Origin of the sequence: Paenibacillus agilis (assembly GCF_007786455.1) — a bacterium.
Taxonomy (GTDB): Bacteria; Bacillota; Bacilli; order Paenibacillales; family Paenibacillaceae; genus Paenibacillus_B; species Paenibacillus_B agilis.
The window spans coordinates 1,742,661-1,759,709 of sequence record NZ_VNJK01000001.1; the positions used below are offsets into that span (position 1 = coordinate 1,742,661).

Consider the following 17,049-nt stretch of genomic DNA (forward strand, 5'->3'; position numbering starts at 1 on the left):
GAATGGTCGACCAAGTCGATATGTTCGGCGGGAAGCCTGAGCAACAAGGTGCAGGCACGATAATGGAATATGGCGCTGACGACATTCAAGTGCTCGAAGGGCTTGTAGCGGTACGTAAGAGACCGGGGATGTACATAGGAAGTACAAGCTCCTCGGGTCTTCATCATCTTGTTTGGGAAATCGTGGACAATGCCGTCGATGAGCATCTTGCCAGATACTGCTCTGTTATAGATGTCACCATACACGCGGATAATTCCGTGACTGTACGAGACAATGGACGTGGTATTCCGACGGGAATACATAAGACAGGTGTACCGACTCCACAGGTCGTATTTACGATCTTGCATGCAGGTGGAAAGTTCGGTGGAGCAGGATATAAGAAATCCGGGGGATTGCACGGGGTTGGTGCCTCGGTTACGAATGCTTTATCAGAATGGCTGCAAGTAGAGATTTATCGAGACGGTAAGATTCATCGCCAACGCTTTGAGTCATGGACGGATGCCGCTGGAATGGAGCATGTAGGTGAGCCTGTTACTGGCTTGGAAGTTACCGGAAATACGAATCGCACAGGAACGAAAGTAACTTTTAAGCCTGATACGAAAGTATTTCACGGCAATATTCATCTGAATTTTGATACGTTGAGTGAGCGTCTGCAGGAGATAGCCTTCCTGAATTCTGGCTTGGAAGTCAATGTAAAGGACGAACGTTCTGGCAAGCAAGATCAGTTCCGCTATGCTGGCGGTGCAAGTGAATTCGTGCAGTACTTAAATGAGAACAAAAGTGTACTTCATGAAGTGATTCACTTCACAGGTGAAAGAGACGAGATCGAAGTAGAAATCGCGATGCAATACAATGATGGATATACGGAGACGATTGCATCGTTCGTTAACTCCATTTCAACAAGAGGCGGCGGTACGCACGAGACCGGCTTCAAAACGGCATATACACGAGTGATGAATGAATATGCTCGTAAAAGCAGCTTGTTGAAGGAAAAAGATAAAAATCTCGAAGGTAATGATTTGCGCGAAGGTATGATGGCAATCGTAAGCGTGAAAATGTCTGATGTGGAATTTGTCGGGCAGACAAAAGACCAACTAGGCAGCGCTTCAGCACGTGGCGTCGTTGATGCCGTCGTAACGGAGCAGATGCAAATCTTCCTAGAAGAGAATCCACAAATTGCTCAATCGTTGGTTAAGAAGGCCGTTCAAGCTTCTAAGGCTAGGGAAGCTGCGCGCAAAGCGAGAGAAGAAGTACGCTCGGGCAGAAAGCGCAGCGAGAGTACGAATTTGGGTGGCAAGCTGACACCAGCACAATCCAAAGACGCTACTCGTACTGAGCTGTTTATCGTCGAGGGTGATTCAGCAGGTGGATCTGCGAAGCAAGGGCGTGATTCTAAGACACAAGCAATCCTGCCGCTCAAAGGTAAACCGATGAACCCAGAGAAGTCCAAGCTTGCGGATATTCTTAAAAATGACGAGTACCGGACTATCATTCACGCGATCGGAGCAGGCGTTGGATCTGAGTTTGAGCTGGACGAATGCAACTATTCCAAAATCATCATTATGACCGATGCCGATACGGATGGAGCACATATCCAAGTATTGCTGCTAACATTCTTCTATCGCTATATGAAACCATTAATTGACGCGGGACGAGTTTACATTGCTCAACCGCCGCTGTTCAAGATAACTCACAAAAAAGGGAAGCACACTTCTGTTAGATACGCATGGACAGATGAGCAGCTGAACAATTACTTGAAACAGTTAGGTTCACAATCTGAAATTCAGCGCTATAAAGGACTTGGTGAGATGAATCCCGATCAACTGTGGGAAACGACGATGGATCCAGAAACACGAACATTGTTACAGGTACAGATTGAGGATGCTGCTAAGGCGGAGCGTCGAGTATCGACGCTAATGGGAGATAAAGTCGAACCGAGAAAGCGTTGGATTGTAGAGAACGTGGACTTTACGGAGTTCGAAGAATAGAAGGGTGATTAGTGATGAGCGTATCGGAACAGTTTAAGCCTGCGTTTCTTGAAGACGTAGTCGGTGACCGATTCGGTAGATACTCCAAATACATTATACAAGATAGAGCCATTCCAGATGTTAGGGATGGCTTGAAGCCAGTTCAACGGCGCATTTTATTTTCTATGTATGAGTCTGGAAACACGTCGGATAAGCCTTATCGCAAATCCGCGAAAACCGTCGGTGACGTAATGGGTAATTATCACCCACACGGAGACTCATCTATTTATGATGGAATGGTTCGTATGGCACAACCTTGGAAGATGTCGCATGTACTTGTAGATGGACATGGTAACTGGGGTTCACTGGATGATGATCCAGCAGCAGCAATGCGTTATACAGAGGCAAGATTGTCTCCAATTGCGAATGAATTGCTTCGTGATATTGATAAAGATACCGTATCTTTTCGATCGAATTTTGACAATACGACAGAAGAACCGTCCGTTCTGCCTGCACGTTTCCCAAATTTGCTCGTAAACGGTGTCAGCGGTATTTCGTCGGGATTTGCTACCGAGATACCTACACATAGTTTGCGTGAAATTATCGATGCTTGTGTTGCTCTTATAGATAAACCGTTCATGGAACTTGATGAAATCATGCAGATCGTTCAAGGTCCTGATTTCCCTACCGGCGGCATTATTATGGGCGAAGAAGGAATACGTGAAGCGTATCGGACTGGTAAAGGGCGAATTTACATCCGCTCCAAGACCGAAATCGAAGATTTGCGCGGTGGCAAGCAACAAATCGTCATTACGGAAATTCCATATCAAGTTGTAAAGTCTCGTCTTGTTACAGCTATGGAGAACATTCGCTTGGAGAAGAAAGTGGATGGGATTGCTGAAGTTCGAGATGAGAGTGGCCGTGATGGACTGCGTATTGTGGTTGAGCTAAAGAAAGAAGCGGATGCGCAGGGGATTCTGAACTATTTGTTCAAGAAGACGGATCTACAAGTTACTTATAACTTCAATATGGTTGCGATCGTGAATAAAGCGCCACAGCAACTTGGCATAATTCAAATATTGAAAGCTTATATTCAACATCAGCGTGATGTGGTAACCGCTCGTACACAATATGATTTGAATAAAGCGTTAGATCGTTCGCACGTATTAGAAGGTTTAGTTAAGGCGCTAAATATTTTGGACGAAGTAATCGCAACGATTAAAGCATCGAAAAATCGTCAAGATGCGCAACTTAATCTCGTTAACCAATTCGGGTTCACAGAACGTCAAGCAGATGCAATCTTAACCCTTCAGTTGTATCGTTTAACGAATTTAGAATTAACGTCATTAACGAAAGAACTCGATGAAATTAAGAAAAAGGTAGAAGATCTCCAACTTATTTTAAGTAACGAGCGCAAGCTGCTGCAAGTGATAAAGAAAGAAATGACAGACATCCGCAATCGTTTTGGCATCGATCGTCGTTCAGTTGTACAAGGCGAAATTGAAGAGATTAAAGTCAATCTTGAAGTTATGGTGAATTCCGAAGATGTCATCGTAACGGTTTCAAACGATGGTTATGTTAAGCGTACGAGTATGCTTTCATTTAATCGTTCTGGCGGAGAATGGAACGGCTCCGGTGTGAAGGAAGGGGACCAAATCAGGCATGTGTTCGAAGTGAACACACTTGATCGATTGTTGTTGTTTACACAACGGGGTCAATACTTCTCACTCCCTGTACATCTTGTGCCTGAGTTTAAGTGGAAAGACAATGGAACAGCTATTGTCAACGTGATTCCAATTGCTAAAGAGGATCGACTTGTCAGTGTAATTCCAGTCAAGTCATTCGAAGATGAATCGCAATCACTCGTATTCGTTACGAAGCGAGGTCAAGTCAAGCGTACGTTGCTTAAAGAGTATGAAACAAATCGAAGTGCTGCTGTCGTCGCATGTAAAGTGGCTGACCATGATGAGATTATCCATGTTTATGGTTCAGATATGTCCAATGATTTGCTTCTTGTCACGAAGCAAGGCATGTCCATTCGTTTTGCAGAAAATGAAATCAATCCGATGGGACGAGCAGCTGCTGGTGTACGTGGCATCCAGCTGAAGGATGACGATTGTATTGCAACTGCGCTTAGCGTGCATGGAGATGAAGGGGAAATTACGATCTTAACCGATTTAGGGTGGGGCAAGCGCTCTTTACTGCTGGATTATGTCCAGCAAGGTCGAGGCGGCAAAGGGATGGCTAGCTTTGAGTTCAAAGAAGGCAAACGTGTAAAACCAAATGGTTCAGTTATTATGGGCGCATTCTTTAGTAAAGAAGCTTATCCAATCATAGCTTTAACCAATGGTGGTCGTATGCTATCTGTGTTAACCGAGCGGGCTCCGCTAATGGATCGTAAGTCTATAGGTAAAGTATTGCTTCCATTGGAGAAGGATGAGCAGTTGATCGATGTATTTGCGCTCCATCCTCCTCAGCATGAATAGAACGATGCTGGATCAGTCATAAGGTTTATGAGGCGGGTCTAACAGTTCATTCAATTTCATAGTTAGCTCTAACACGACCCACAGTGGTACCGGTTCATCCAATCGGTCTTGCCACTGTGGGTCTTTTATAATGCCGGCACGTACTGCGCGGTTGAATAAGTCCAGCTTCCACGTATCCATCCTCATGCTCCTTTCGTTTTCAGAAATGAGATTGCCTACTTTATTGTATGAAGGTATTAGGCGCAGTGTGAACAATATGACAAGTTTGACATTATGCTGAACGGTTTTGATTTGTTGCATTTGTAAACATATGTGAAAGGAAACGTGACCATGAATGACAACTGTGGTATAATTTAGTTGTTTTTGGAGGAACGGGACAGTGTTGGAGAGGGTGATCGAATGCATGCTCACGATTTTGCGAAAGTATGGTCTAAATTAACGAAAGATTATCGCAACGTTATGGACGAGGCGTTAGCCCCTAGTTTGACGGACAGTCAACTTATTGTATTGGAAAAGGTGTCGGAGCATAAGCGGTTAAAGCCTTCTGCTTTAATTCCTTATTTAGAAACGACAGCAGCAGCTGTCACGACATTGTTAGACCGCATGGAGAAGAATGCATTAATCAGCCGCGAACGCGATAAAGAAGATCGACGTATCGTATGGGTCAGTTTAACTTCTTTCGGGGAACAAGAAATGAACAGAGGTTTGGCTGCCCGTGAATCTTACTGGAATGAACTATTAAGTCGAATATCATCACACAATCAACAACTGTTATTGTTATTACTCCATAAGCTCACTCAATCACCGATCGATCAACTCACGAACTCAACGAAGAAACAATCAGCGGAGTTGACTAGCGTATTAGCTTCTTCTTTGCCTGAATCCGCTCATAAGTAATTTTGACATCCTGGGATTAGCAGCTTGAAGCTATGCCCCTTATCTATTTACTATCATGGCTTGTATTCCTATTTAGTTATATACAATGAATATAGTAAGTAAGCAGGCATACTTCGTTAGTTATTATAAAATTAAAATTTTTTCAAAGTAACAAATAATAGGTTGCAGTAGCTGTGACATAAGCACAGCCGCCGCAACCTATTGTTTGTACATAGTAGAACGTTTACTAATTGTCTTGCTTCTGCAGGAACAGTTATACATGCGTTGGCTATTGTATCTTAACGCTGCAAACTCCCCCACATATCCCACGGATAAACTTGTGGGGGACTGCATGTGAAGCTCATCTGTTCCTTCAATGTTGGATGTGGGAATGCTAGTTTGTAGGACCACAAGGCAATTTGCTGACCTGGCTTGTTCACACTAGCCCCATATCGTTGATCTCCATACAGCGGGCAGCCAATCGTTTGCATTTGAACTCGAATTTGATGTGATCTGCCTGTATGAAGCTGAATGCGTATTAGGGACAGCCCGTCCTTATGCTCTAACACTTCATAGTCCAAACGAGCTTCTTTGGCTCCTGGTGCATGAGCGGGTACAGCACTCACGTTATTTGTGCGTGTGTCTTTCAGCAAATAATGTATCAGGCTTCCCGAGGAAGAGGCAGGACGGCCGTGTACGACCGTTACATACTGCTTGTCTAGCTCATGCTTGCGAACGGTATCAGACAAGCGGGAAGCTGCTTTGGACGTCTTGGCAAATACCATTGCTCCACCTACAGGACGATCTAGTCGATGTACGAGCCCCATATACACATTGCCAGGCTTGTTATAGCGAGCTTTCACATCATGTTTAAGTATGGTGAGCATATCTACATCTTGAGTAGAATCAGCCTGTGACAATATGTTCACAGGCTTTTCTACAACAAGAATATGATTATCCTCAAAAAGAATGGGGACAGATGGGTAGGAGTTACTCATTATGAAGACTCCCAACGTCCTAATATACCGCAAGGCAGCACCATGCCGGAGTTTGTAATTGGCAATCCGATCTCACCGCATGTAATTTTTCCCTCATAACGATTTTTCATCGTCATTGTTAATAAATTTTCCAATACAGTCGGGGAAAGACCTGTCGTATAGGAGTTAATTAACATGAACAAAGGATTGTCCGACATAATTGTTGTACAGAATTCCAAGAATGGATAGAGACTTTCTTCTAGTTTCCACGTTTCACCATTAGGTCCGCGGCCATAAGAAGGCGGGTCCATAATAATCGCATCGTATTTATTGCCACGACGCTGCTCACGCTGTACGAACTTGAATACATCATCCGTAATAAAACGTATAGGACGGTCTGCAAGGCCAGATAGCTGAGCATTTTCTTTTGCCCACTGAACCATGCCTTTAGCTGCATCGACATGACAGACCTCTGCTCCTGCTGAAGCGCATGCTAAAGTAGCTCCACCCGTATAAGCGAACAGATTAAGCACTTTAATGGGACGATTCGCATTTGCTATTTTGTCCATCATCCATGCCCAGTTCACTGCTTGTTCAGGGAATAGTCCCGTATGTTTAAAGCTAGTTGGCTTGATATGGAACTTCAAATCACGGTATTGAATCGACCAGCGATCTGGGATAGGCTTCTTCATGTTCCATTGTCCACCACCAGAAGAACTGCGAGAATAATGTCCGTGTACATTTTTCCATTGATGATTCTCATTAGAGATCGGCCATATAATTTGCGGATCTGGACGACGCAGAACGACATCGCCCCAGCGCTCCAATTTTTCACCATTGCCAGTATCTATTAATTCGTAGTCTTTCCAGTTTTGCTCCATGTATAGCATATTCAGTCTTCCTTCCTTATCATCAAAAAAATCACTAAATCTTATTGTACTACAAAAGAAGGGGTTCATTCTACTGTGAGATAAGGAAAGGTGAGACATAGATAAAAAAGCTACTCATTCGCAAGGAATTTGTAGCCTACACCTCTAACCGTTACAATATATCGCGGGTTGGTGGGATCGGGTTCTATTTTTTTACGAAGATTGCTTATATGAACCATTAACGTTCTTGTATCGCCAAAGCTTTCTGAATTCCAAATTAGCTGGTACAATTGTTCCAAACGAAAAACTTTATTCGGAGTCTGAGCTAAGTGGGAAAGCAAGTCGAACTCTTTGGATGATAAAGAGATGAGACGTCCATTTGTTTTGACAGTATGACTATTGAGATCGATTTCTAAACCGGGGTAGGCAAGTAGTGTGCTGTTGTTTTCTGCTGATTTATGCAAAGTCGTACGTCGAAGATGCGCCTTTACTCGCGCAACTAATTGGCTTGGACTAAATGGTTTTGTTATGTAGTCATCTCCGCCAATGGTCAGACCTAAAATAATATCAACGTCATCGCTTTTACAACTGATAAAGAGGACGGGGACGTTTGAAGTCTTTCTAATTTCTTTACAAACTTCAATCCCGTCTAATGATTTTAGTAAAATATCAAGTATAATAAGATCGGGCTTCACTTCAGCGGCGAGCTGCAGTGCGTCATAGCCATTGTCAGCAATTATGACCTGGAATCCTTCCCGTCTTAAATACAAGGAGATTAACTCTGTAATCTCAGTTTCATCATCTACTACAAGTATTCTAGAAGTACTCATCTTGGCTATTCACCTCCACATCTCATATTATAGCGAACAATGGTAGAAGATGACAACTCAGTAAGTGAGAGCAGTTGTCGAATGAGCCAAGTATTGGTTTATATATTGCAGCGAGTAAGTGTACTGGGGGTGTTTTCGCATTAAAAAGCTATCCTTTCATGCATTTGTAGCACTAGCGGTATTAGTTGTCATTGTGATTCAACTTATAGGAGATATCTCGTATTCCAAAATTGCACCACAAGTACAGTATGGTGTACTGAACTTGAAAACTTGGAATTTTGAAAGAGACGGACCTGTTACTCTTAATGGAAAATGGGAGTTTAATTGGAATGAGCTGCGTACACCAGAAATGTTCGCCACAGGCAAAGATCAGCACTATGTATCGGTCCCTAAGTTGTGGAATCAAGTTGAACTGAATGGGGTGCCGCTTAGCGGTACAGGCTACGCTTCTTATCGAATTCAAATATTTAAGAACTCATCTGAAGTCCTTCTTGGTTTATGGATGCCAGGCACATTCAGCTCCTATAATATTTGGATCAATGGTAAGCTTTACATAAAAGAAGGTGTAGTGGCAAATAACGCTGAAGAAGCCGTCCCTTCTTTCAGAAATCGATTAATTATGATTCCTGCACCAAAAGACAAACTGGACATCGTCATACAGGTAGCAAACTTTGCTCATTATAAGGGTGGGATTTCAGTTGCACCGGAGATTGGCACTGTGAATCAAATGACCCGTAAAAGCAAGCTGGAGACGGCGAAGGATTCCCTTATTTTCGGATGCTTGTTTATTATTGGTCTGTATCAGTTTGGAATGTTTATGGGGCGGCGTAAAGAAAAGTTTACATTCTTTTTTGGTCTACTTTGTATCGCTATTGCTGTAAGAATGCTCACTTTAGGCGATGTGATGCTTATGTATTGGACCTCATGGTATCGATGGACTGGTGTCATAAGACTGGATTATTGTCTAATTACGATAGCTGTAATGGCAGGTGTCAGCTTTGTCCATTATTTATTTAAGGAAGATACACTTCAAAAGTACTACTACACATTGATTGGGTCTGGTTTTGTATTTTTGCTCATTAGCTTGACTCTATCTTCATTATTCTTTACATCGATTCTTATTATGTACCAAATTTATATCGTTTTTGCAGTCGTTTTTTCAATCATCGTCACGGTTCGCGCAATCCAGAGTCAGCGGACGGGGGCCACGATTACATTATTAGGATTTATTATTTTTGCGGTTCTTATTTTTAACGATATTTTATACTATCAAGGGTTTGCTCCTATTCGTGATTTGGCTCCATTTGGTCTTGTCGTTTGCGTATTCATACACTCTTTAATGCTGTCTAGACGTATTTCAAAGGCAATGGGGGATGTAGAATCGCTCTACTACGAATTGCGAGAGTTAAATGCTGGGCTTGAAACGAGGATTGAACATCGTACTTCAGAATTAGTGCGGATGAATGAAAGCTTAGAATCCAAAAATGATGAGCTGGAACGAATGGAACGCTCGCGAAGACATTTGTTATCGAATATATCTCATGACTTGCGAACTCCGATGACGTTAATTAGAGGATATTTGGAAGCACTCTATGACGATGTCATTGTTGAGCCTGACGAACAAAAAAAATATATGAAACTGATGCTTAACAAAGTGAATAGCTTAAATCATTTGATTGAGGATTTGTTTGAATTATCTAAGTTGGAGGCTCGCCAGGTCAACGTTGAAATGGTAGATGTGCGTTTGGAGCGTTTCATTTCCCATATTGAAGAACAGTATGAATTAGAATTGCGTGCAAGGGGTCTGCTGTTTGCTTGTTACAATTTGACGTATCGAGATGCCCCTCCGGTAAGTTTGAATCTTAGAATGGACTTGGACAGAATGATACAAGTATTTGATAATATAATATACAATGCCGTCAAGTTCACCCCAACCGGAGGAAAGATTAGCATACGCTTTCAATATGTGATATCTAAATCATGCATACAGATTTCAATTAACGATACAGGGGTTGGAATTGATCCGGAAGACTTGCCCTATATTTTTGATCGCTTTTATAAAAGAGATAAATCTCGCAATTCAGCTGTAGGTGGCAGTGGGTTAGGCTTATCTATTGCCAAAGAAATTGTAGAACTTCACCATGGTCGAATATGGGCGCAGAGTTCATATGGACAAGGAAGTACTTTTCATATTGAGCTTCCTGTGTATGATTTATAATTTTGAATTAGATTGTTTCATAGCGTGCATCATATGAAGAGTTTGCTCGCGTGACTGCTCATCCATGGCTTGCCATAGTTGAAGCAGTCTTTTTGTTTCTTGAGGCTCATGATCTTGCAGGTCGGAGTTTATAAGATAATCAATGGATACATCGAATAAATTCGATAGTTTACGAACTGTATCATAAACAGGCTGACGGCTATTAATCTCGTAATGGCTGTATGCCGAGCGTGTCACGCCAATATATCTTGCTACTTCCTCTTGCGATAGTTTGCGAGAAATACGCAAGCGTCGCAATCTTTCTCCGATCGTCATATGAGATACTCCTTCGTTTATTAGATTAGTCAGATATGGGGAATTATGTAGCTGATAGTTGTACTTTATGATACAAAATGTATCGTGTCAAGAATATTTTGCTGTCTATTTTTTTATAAGTCTAGCATTGGTCCAAGCGAGAGTTTATAAAATACATATAGTAATAGTGGAGGTGAAGCCAATGTCTACATTTGTAGATAGTCAAGTTTCGCAAAATGCGAGTTATGCAGGTTCCATTGCGGTTCCACTAACTGCAACCCCTGCTCTATTTGGTACACTAGGAATAAATCTAGCAACAGCTACAACAAATACTCGAGTAGAGTTGAGTGCAACCGTTGGAGTTACCACATTGTTAGCGGTATTAGGAACGGTTACTATTCTGATCTTCCGGGACACAACTCTAATTTATTCGGCCACAACGGCACTTCCTGTTAACGCTTTGGATACCCTTACTTTTACGGTTTCAGCAACTGACTTTAACGTTCCAACAACTCCTAGCTTCCCAATCTATTCTGCCTTTGTTCTCGGTAGTGGTATCAATCTCGCGAATCGCACAGGTCCAGAAAGCTTTAGCGCAGTAGCTTCTTCTAACTAATTGTTGTCTCATGTTTATTAGGTTTAGATAGGGGAGGGCCATTGGGCTCATCCCCTTTTCTTATGTGGCCGCGTTGTATACACATTCGCTTGTCGTTTGAGCTGCATAATATACAGAACAGAGGAAGGGGGTCGGATAGTGAGAGGCTGCTCTAGTTATAATCGTGTTGTTATCGGCTTAGGTGGGGATTGTTCGGTAGCTTATCAAATAAGACGCTTAGGTTTGCGACAAGCTGCTTATCCATTAGACTGGTTCGCAATGCCTGATGCAGGGTTGACAGCTTCACTTATTCAATCTAATTTCTCTTCGTTTATGGAACGAGACAATTTGGATATTCTCGGTATCACTGACAATGGGTTGTACTACCATGTAGTAGATCGAAAATGGAATTGTCATTCCTTTCATGACTTTCCTATTGTTGAGGGAGAATCCCCTTTGTATAACTATGAGCTTTATTATCAAACCTTGCAGAAAAGAATTCGTAGATTTTTAGATGATTTGAGGATGGATAAGCCAGTTACACTAATAAGGATGGGCTATGAACATCAGGACATACCGATTTTAGAAAACGCGATAACTACGGCACGCCAATTTCCGTTCGAATTGTTGTTAATAAAGGAGTCTCATGCATGTAAACAACCAGAGCTGATTGCCAAGCATAAAAGCACGTTGCAATATCTCATGCCAACTGGTCCGTCATGGTATGGAAATGACGACGCTTGGGTGAAACTAGCTTGCGAAGTGTTACTGATAGAGGAATAAGGAAGATAAAATGGTATGAATGAGCGTGAGCAATACTTTAATTATACAGGTGATGCGTATGATCCGATTCGCTGTATTATGTGAGCCCAATAAGATTGTTCTCTTAGATGAGAACTTAAAGATAGTTTGGCGCTGGGAGTGGAGGCAAGGCAGGTTAATCGCTTTAGAAAAAGAGGATCATGGAAATCATTTAACAGTAATGGAGCAGGGTGGAAGGCAATGGATACAGTTATGTCTTTTGACTGGTCAGGTTGAGCGTTATACAGTAGAAGACGAGAGCTATCCCTTTGACAGCATTATATCATTTACGAAAGAGTTTGAAGAAAGTTGCTTTGCAGGAATGGTCGCAGCATCTCAACAATTACGTTTAATTGCTTTAAAAGAAAAGAAGGTACATGTGAGTGGACCATATGGTATCGGCTTTATACCGCATCTAATGCGTTCGTTGCAAGACGGGAAAAGGATACTATTTACGAGCCATACCTCGTCGACAATGAAGATATTAGATATTGCGACTGGAGAAATAACACATACAATCCCATCTGGCGCATTGGTGGCAGATGCAGGCGTAAGTGTTGATAATAGCTTAATATACGCATGTAGTGCCATGGAGAATTCATTGCGCATTTGGAACCTGAATTCGCTGCACGTTCCTTCACGACTCATTCATACTGGGGAAGGGCCTGAGCAAATCGTAACCTCACGGGATCATCCTGAGCAATTGCTCATCTACTGTGCAGATGATGCTGCGCTTGAAATGCGGGGGATGCTAGATGGTAAAATAAGAAAGCGCATTACTCTTGAAGGAGCAACGCGCCATTCTTCTATTCGTATTCATCGTTGGGTTAATCATTACATTCTTCTGTCAGGCGTAAGTATAGACCCATATATCGCTTGGTGGAACATAAACAGCGAGACCATGTTGCCTATTACGCCGTTGCCGGGCAAGCCACTCCGTGTCGTTGCACTCAATGGAAAGTGAGCTTCAGAGTGTGACAGACTCATTAGTCGGGGTCGTTAGTTAAATACCGCTTAGTTCTACTTAGTACAAATTAGTACAAAGATAAAGCAAGTGTGTCATTTTCCCACTTCGAGTGTAAGATAGCTTCTGAGCCAACAATCTCAATACTGATTAGTGTATCAAGACATTTCTTAATGGCACGTTTGCCTGAGAATAGCTTACGATTCAATGCATCTTTAAGTAGCGAGAATGTGTTCTTATGTGAAATAGTTGTGCAAAACACTGGGATTTGGCGATCTTGAAATTCAATATATACGGTTTTCTTCAACATAGAATGTACCTCCATTACAACGTATATGTTACCTATGACTTTATAATAAACAGTCAACATTAAACCAACCTTAAAAAGAGAAGACAATGTTGTAACAAAACTAGCGTTTTTGATTAAAATTATTTAATAGAAGCGGATTTTACGTCAATCTGCCAACATACAGCAAATTAAAAAAGCGACTTTCTATCGATGTAACATCGTAGAAAGTCGCTTCTTTATAGAATGTTGCTATAGTGATGATTAAGCGGAGACGTTAATGTCAGCCCACATTTCATCATCATTGAGATCAAGCTTGATATCAGAACGGAAAACACGATGTCCGTATTGTTGATGAACATATTGCTCAATCGCTTCTAGTAGATTCATCTCTACTAAATATTGCTGTCGACCTTGAATCCATACTTGAGCTGTAAAGCCGTATTCTTCATCCCAGCATAATTCTACCTCGACATCTGCAGGTTGAACTTGTCGGCGCATTGCCATATTGAGACACACTGCATTAACAAGCTCGTCCATAGACAATCGCAGTGTCATTAGTTGAATCCTCCGTGTGAAGAACGAGCTTTACGTTGATCGCGCCACTTGCGGAATATGATGGATCCAACCATGAATAGAAGCACGATTGCAAATACGTTAACCATAAGGCCTAGAATGTTACCCAACATTCCCAAGTCACCGAACAATCCGCCAAATAGCATTCCAGCAAGTCCACCAATCATCATCCCTTTAAGGAAGCTGCCGCCAAAGCTAGGCTTAGAAGTCTTTGGTGGAGTTGTTGTTGTAGCTTTGTTCGTTGGTTGGTTTGCTTTGTTCGTAGAAGATACGCCGGAATCGTTCTTTGTCGGCGCTGGGTTGTATTTCTTAACTCCAGAGCTGAAACCGCCACCGCTGCGCTTCTTAGCATCAACGATACCAGGTGCCGTTACGGCGAATAGAAGTGTAATAGCCATGAAAGCTGCCATTAATTTACGCATAATTGCCTCCTCAGATGATGAATCATATAATTTTGTTTTCCTTAAGATTGTTTACGGATAAAGTTACGAATGGTTTCAAAAAACATTTGTAATTGTTACAATAATCATGGAAGTTGAATATAGGTAAAAATAATGCTCTGTGGGAAGCTGGTGACATATGTATAATCACGATTATGTTCGTTATTTAATAGAGTTTCACGTTACACGTGACTGGTTCGAATGCCATGAAATTATGGAAGAAATGTGGAAGGCCGAGACAGATGCGAATAAACGGGCATTATGGCTATCACTCGTAAGAATTGCAGTTGGACTGTACCATGAGCGAAGAGGAAACAGCAAAGGGGCTCTTAAAATGCTGACTCTCGTTCAAAGTGATGCCAAAGATTTAGATTGGTGTTCTATAGGCTTGGATAAAGAAAAGCTGTTCGTGCAAATTAAACAACGTGTTGAGAAAGTTAAGAAAGATGCTGAACAAAGTATACAATCTAATCACGTCGAAGTTTTTGAAGTGATGAATCTTCCTATCTCAGATGAAAGTCTTTTGGAGCAGTGCAAAGCGCAGTGCCTCAGCGAATCTCTGGACTGGAAGCTGGATCCTCCCATCTGGAGTGAAGATCTCATTCATCGTCACAGTCTTAGAGACCGTTCAGAAGTCATTGCAGCTCGTCATGCTGCGATGCAGCAAAGACAGCAATAATAACAACCGCAGTGTCCGTTGGGATAATCTGCGGTTGTTCTCACTTTAATTAATCGCTTGTTAACACATCTTGTCCGTCCTCAAGCATTTGAATAACCCAATTACACCACTCGATTTGTCCTTCTGCGAGAGAAACCGCACGATTCAACAAAATATAATCTCCAAAATGTTTGGAACGAATATGACGCTCTTCTTCAGGGATGCGAGTCAATAACTTTTCGTAATAGGCAATCTTGGTCTCTAGCTGCTTCATGCGAGCGAGGAATAGAGGGGCTGCTGTATTGCGGTCAGTCATCCAGATGCAATTTGCTTTTAGGCTTAATTCGTCACGGAAAGCGGTTTCGGCTGGCGGTTCGCCAAGCCACTCCATAACAGCTTCACGTCCCACATCGGTTATCGTGTACACTTTCTTATCAGGCTTGTCTCTTTGCTCGATGCGTTCATATTGTACGTAGTTCTCACGTTCCAGCTTGGCGAGCAACGGATAAATTTGACTATGTTTCGCTTGCCAGAATGGTTGAATACGCAGCATTAAATCATACCCAGAACACGGCTCTTTGGCTAACAAGCCCAACAAACCATAGGATAACGTATTTAACATATCAGGAACTCCTTCCTAATTCGAAGTTGATATCGTTCATCCATACATGTACCTCACTGAACGTGCCGTGCGAGATGGGAACAACTACATTATAAGAAAAAAAATCTAATAGGCAAGTATTTTAATCATAAAAGTCGAGATTAAGTTGAAAAGGGGCGGATTTTTATACATAACAGAAAAATATTAGAAATTTCGCTTTTGTTATGTGCTCTAATTGGCGTGTTCATGTCGATGTATGGAATAAGCGGTTATACGGTCATGATTCCGATCTGGAAGGCCCATTGGGGCTTAACCGTTGATTATGCTCAATGGTCTTTAATTGGATTTATGGCTGCGGCAGGTGTTTCGATGACGTTATCTGGATACATGGTGAAGCGGTGGGGGATACGCAGGGTGCTAGTGGTTGTGACGGCCCTATCTGCGATAGCTTCAGTTGTTGGAGGCCTATTAACAGATTGGGGATCAATCGTTGGCATCCGTATCGTGTTGGGGCTATGCGCGGGAATGATTACACCGTTAACCGTTTCTCTGATCTATCAATACTTACCTGAACAAAAAAGAGCATTAGCGATGGGCTGGTGGTCGATGGCAGCCATGCTGGGACCTGCTGTTGGCCCTGTTATAAGTGGATGGCTGTACGTTCAGTTTGGGTGGTCAAGTTTATTTCTGTTCTCGGGATTACTCAGTATGTTTATGTTAGGCTGTCTTCGCCGAATACCCCGACAATCTATATCCACATCCTACACTCCTTTCCCATTGAGACAATTCATTCTCGCTGGTACGGGAAGTGCAAGTGTAATTATTGGCTTAAGTCAAGTGCATTATTGGATTGGAGCCGGCTGGGGTTATGGTATGGTCGCGTTGGCAGGAGGAGGAATGCTCGTACGACTTGTTCAAATTAGTGCAGCAGATAAGCAGCCCTTACTTCATTGGCCATTATTCAAATATCGACTATGGACGCTTACAATGTTATGGAATGGGATCGTAACGCTGGCGCTTTATGCAGGTACATACTTGATTCCGCTCTATTTGATGGATGTACAAGGATGGAACGCGGCTGACAGCGGCTGGATCATGCTGTTTCCCTCGTTCATCATGGTCTTGCTTGCACCAGTAGTTGGGAGATTGTATGATGTGGTAGGGCCGTTGAGACTCATGTTTTCAGGATTGTTGCTAATGCTTATTGGATCACTGCTGTTAGCTTCTCTGGATAGCGGTGCCTCGGTTCTTTCGATCATCAGTGCGATGTTTATTCGCAGCGTTGGTGTTAGCTTAGTAACGACCCCCGGCAATCATATGGGCATGGTTTGTCTGGCAAATGAACATATAGCTCAAGGATCAGCTCTGTCCAATTGGCTGAAGCAATTGTTAAGTGCCTGCTCAATAGCTATATATTCGTCAATTGTCATGTTGGGTCACAATTCCGTTGAAGGAACGTTAGTGACCGTAAGCCGTATTCAAGCCGCTTTTTGGGTTTCGATCGTATTTATACTCATGTTAATTCCAATATGGTGGCTATTACGTAACAATAGGAGACAAATGTCACCAGCATCGCCTATAATGAACGGTGGATAGCGGCATAACTATAAT

18 protein-coding genes are annotated in these 17,049 nt (G+C 42.4%); 9 read left to right on the forward strand and 9 right to left on the reverse strand.

The window, feature by feature from the left end; genetic code table 11:
• The first annotated feature begins 2 nt into the window (after nucleotides 1-2).
• Nucleotides 3-1,988, forward strand: coding sequence for a DNA topoisomerase IV subunit B (gene parE, locus FPZ44_RS07775; RefSeq protein WP_144988982.1), 1,986 nt, complete (start codon nucleotides 3-5; stop codon nucleotides 1,986-1,988).
• Nucleotides 1,989-2,002: 14 nt separating this feature from the next.
• On the forward strand, nucleotides 2,003-4,453 hold the full coding sequence (gene parC / locus FPZ44_RS07780) for a DNA topoisomerase IV subunit A (protein WP_144988985.1): 2,451 nt from the start codon (nucleotides 2,003-2,005) through the stop codon (nucleotides 4,451-4,453).
• 12 nt (nucleotides 4,454-4,465) lie between these two features.
• Here the strand turns inward: parC and FPZ44_RS26385 are convergent, their stop codons facing one another.
• Nucleotides 4,466-4,633 carry a hypothetical protein gene (locus FPZ44_RS26385; RefSeq protein WP_169449346.1) on the reverse strand — a complete coding sequence of 56 codons (168 nt, stop codon included), beginning with the start codon at nucleotides 4,631-4,633 and terminating at the stop codon, nucleotides 4,466-4,468.
• A gap of 219 nt (nucleotides 4,634-4,852) precedes the next feature.
• Between FPZ44_RS26385 and FPZ44_RS07785 the strand changes: the two genes are divergently transcribed.
• Nucleotides 4,853-5,350, forward strand: coding sequence for a MarR family winged helix-turn-helix transcriptional regulator (locus FPZ44_RS07785; RefSeq protein ID WP_144988988.1), 498 nt, complete (start codon nucleotides 4,853-4,855; stop codon nucleotides 5,348-5,350).
• 278 nt (nucleotides 5,351-5,628) lie between these two features.
• Here FPZ44_RS07785 and FPZ44_RS07790 read toward each other — a convergent pair whose 3' ends face one another.
• From FPZ44_RS07790 to FPZ44_RS07800, 3 genes are all read right to left on the reverse strand, one after another.
• Complete coding sequence (locus FPZ44_RS07790; protein ID WP_144988991.1) at nucleotides 5,629-6,327, reverse strand: RluA family pseudouridine synthase; 699 nt, start codon at nucleotides 6,325-6,327, stop codon at nucleotides 5,629-5,631.
• Nucleotides 6,327-7,196 (reverse strand): class I SAM-dependent methyltransferase, encoded by an 870-nt coding sequence (locus tag FPZ44_RS07795; RefSeq protein ID WP_144988993.1) that lies wholly within the window; start codon nucleotides 7,194-7,196, stop codon nucleotides 6,327-6,329. The genes FPZ44_RS07790 and FPZ44_RS07795 overlap by 1 nt, the downstream gene beginning before the upstream one ends.
• Before the next feature lie 110 nt (nucleotides 7,197-7,306).
• Nucleotides 7,307-8,005, reverse strand: a complete 699-nt coding sequence (locus FPZ44_RS07800; RefSeq protein ID WP_144988996.1) for a response regulator transcription factor — start codon at nucleotides 8,003-8,005, stop codon at nucleotides 7,307-7,309.
• A 262-nt stretch (nucleotides 8,006-8,267) separates the two neighbouring features.
• Here FPZ44_RS07800 and FPZ44_RS07805 point away from each other — a divergent pair, with 262 nt between their 5' ends.
• Nucleotides 8,268-10,223 (forward strand): sensor histidine kinase, encoded by a 1,956-nt coding sequence (locus FPZ44_RS07805; RefSeq protein WP_261378243.1) that lies wholly within the window; start codon nucleotides 8,268-8,270, stop codon nucleotides 10,221-10,223.
• Here the strand turns inward: FPZ44_RS07805 and FPZ44_RS07810 are convergent.
• The gene (locus FPZ44_RS07810) at nucleotides 10,218-10,538 is read right to left on the reverse strand and encodes a helix-turn-helix domain-containing protein (protein WP_144988999.1); all 321 of its coding nucleotides are present in this window, start codon (nucleotides 10,536-10,538) and stop codon (nucleotides 10,218-10,220) included. The genes FPZ44_RS07805 and FPZ44_RS07810 overlap by 6 nt on opposite strands.
• Nucleotides 10,539-10,719: 181 nt before the next feature.
• On the opposite strand from FPZ44_RS07810, the gene FPZ44_RS07815 reads away from it, so the two are divergent.
• The 3 genes from FPZ44_RS07815 to FPZ44_RS07825 all read left to right on the forward strand — a co-directional run bounded on the left by FPZ44_RS07815 (nucleotide 10,720) and on the right by FPZ44_RS07825 (nucleotide 12,877).
• The gene (locus tag FPZ44_RS07815) at nucleotides 10,720-11,133 is read left to right on the forward strand and encodes a hypothetical protein (protein WP_144989000.1); all 414 of its coding nucleotides are present in this window, start codon (nucleotides 10,720-10,722) and stop codon (nucleotides 11,131-11,133) included.
• A 138-nt stretch (nucleotides 11,134-11,271) separates the two neighbouring features.
• Nucleotides 11,272-11,895, forward strand: a complete 624-nt coding sequence (locus FPZ44_RS07820; protein ID WP_186785952.1) for a DUF1796 family putative cysteine peptidase — start codon at nucleotides 11,272-11,274, stop codon at nucleotides 11,893-11,895.
• Nucleotides 11,896-11,953: 58 nt separating this feature from the next.
• Nucleotides 11,954-12,877: a YncE family protein gene (locus tag FPZ44_RS07825; RefSeq protein WP_144989004.1), complete on the forward strand. Its 924-nt coding sequence runs from the start codon at nucleotides 11,954-11,956 to the stop codon at nucleotides 12,875-12,877.
• Nucleotides 12,878-12,947: 70 nt separating this feature from the next.
• Here the strand turns inward: FPZ44_RS07825 and FPZ44_RS07830 are convergent, their stop codons facing one another.
• The 3 genes from FPZ44_RS07830 to FPZ44_RS07840 form a co-directional block, all read right to left on the reverse strand.
• On the reverse strand, nucleotides 12,948-13,187 hold the full coding sequence (locus FPZ44_RS07830) for a 3-dehydroquinate dehydratase (RefSeq protein ID WP_144989006.1): 240 nt from the start codon (nucleotides 13,185-13,187) through the stop codon (nucleotides 12,948-12,950).
• Between the two features lie 240 nt (nucleotides 13,188-13,427).
• Nucleotides 13,428-13,721, reverse strand: a complete 294-nt coding sequence (locus FPZ44_RS07835) for a YxcD family protein (protein WP_144989008.1) — start codon at nucleotides 13,719-13,721, stop codon at nucleotides 13,428-13,430.
• Nucleotides 13,721-14,161 carry a hypothetical protein gene (locus tag FPZ44_RS07840; protein WP_144989010.1) on the reverse strand — a complete coding sequence of 147 codons (441 nt, stop codon included), beginning with the start codon at nucleotides 14,159-14,161 and terminating at the stop codon, nucleotides 13,721-13,723. The genes FPZ44_RS07835 and FPZ44_RS07840 overlap by 1 nt, the downstream gene beginning before the upstream one ends.
• Before the next feature lie 157 nt (nucleotides 14,162-14,318).
• Here FPZ44_RS07840 and FPZ44_RS07845 point away from each other — a divergent pair, with 157 nt between their 5' ends.
• Nucleotides 14,319-14,858, forward strand: coding sequence for a DUF309 domain-containing protein (locus FPZ44_RS07845; RefSeq protein ID WP_144989012.1), 540 nt, complete (start codon nucleotides 14,319-14,321; stop codon nucleotides 14,856-14,858).
• Between the two features lie 49 nt (nucleotides 14,859-14,907).
• Here FPZ44_RS07845 and FPZ44_RS07850 read toward each other — a convergent pair whose 3' ends face one another.
• Entirely contained in the window at nucleotides 14,908-15,459 is a 552-nt protein-coding gene (locus tag FPZ44_RS07850; protein ID WP_144989014.1) for a PadR family transcriptional regulator, read from the reverse strand.
• Nucleotides 15,460-15,678: 219 nt separating this feature from the next.
• Between FPZ44_RS07850 and FPZ44_RS07855 the strand changes: the two genes are divergently transcribed.
• Nucleotides 15,679-17,034, forward strand: a complete 1,356-nt coding sequence (locus FPZ44_RS07855) for an MFS transporter (protein ID WP_261378244.1) — start codon at nucleotides 15,679-15,681, stop codon at nucleotides 17,032-17,034.
• Nucleotides 17,035-17,049: the final 15 nt, after the last annotated feature.

Bases quoted from the DNA above. Each gene is read 5' to 3' on its own strand.
- FPZ44_RS07825 (WP_144989004.1), top strand. From the start codon at position 11,954: ATGATCCGATTCGCTGTATTATGTGAGCCCAATAAGATTGTTCTCTTA.
- FPZ44_RS07795 (WP_144988993.1), bottom strand. From the start codon at position 7,196: ATGCTATACATGGAGCAAAACTGGAAAGACTACGAATTAATAGATACT.
- FPZ44_RS07830 (WP_144989006.1), bottom strand. From the start codon at position 13,187: ATGTTGAAGAAAACCGTATATATTGAATTTCAAGATCGCCAAATCCCA.
- FPZ44_RS07845 (WP_144989012.1), top strand. From the start codon at position 14,319: ATGTATAATCACGATTATGTTCGTTATTTAATAGAGTTTCACGTTACA.
- FPZ44_RS07790 (WP_144988991.1), bottom strand. From the start codon at position 6,327: ATGAGTAACTCCTACCCATCTGTCCCCATTCTTTTTGAGGATAATCAT.
- parC (WP_144988985.1), top strand. From the start codon at position 2,003: ATGAGCGTATCGGAACAGTTTAAGCCTGCGTTTCTTGAAGACGTAGTC.
- FPZ44_RS07785 (WP_144988988.1), top strand. From the start codon at position 4,853: ATGCATGCTCACGATTTTGCGAAAGTATGGTCTAAATTAACGAAAGAT.
- FPZ44_RS07815 (WP_144989000.1), top strand. From the start codon at position 10,720: ATGTCTACATTTGTAGATAGTCAAGTTTCGCAAAATGCGAGTTATGCA.
- FPZ44_RS07835 (WP_144989008.1), bottom strand. From the start codon at position 13,721: ATGACACTGCGATTGTCTATGGACGAGCTTGTTAATGCAGTGTGTCTC.
- FPZ44_RS07810 (WP_144988999.1), bottom strand. From the start codon at position 10,538: ATGACGATCGGAGAAAGATTGCGACGCTTGCGTATTTCTCGCAAACTA.
- FPZ44_RS26385 (WP_169449346.1), bottom strand. From the start codon at position 4,633: ATGGATACGTGGAAGCTGGACTTATTCAACCGCGCAGTACGTGCCGGC.
- FPZ44_RS07800 (WP_144988996.1), bottom strand. From the start codon at position 8,005: ATGAGTACTTCTAGAATACTTGTAGTAGATGATGAAACTGAGATTACA.
- parE (WP_144988982.1), top strand. From the start codon at position 3: ATGGTCGACCAAGTCGATATGTTCGGCGGGAAGCCTGAGCAACAAGGT.
- FPZ44_RS07850 (WP_144989014.1), bottom strand. From the start codon at position 15,459: ATGTTAAATACGTTATCCTATGGTTTGTTGGGCTTGTTAGCCAAAGAG.
- FPZ44_RS07840 (WP_144989010.1), bottom strand. From the start codon at position 14,161: ATGCGTAAATTAATGGCAGCTTTCATGGCTATTACACTTCTATTCGCC.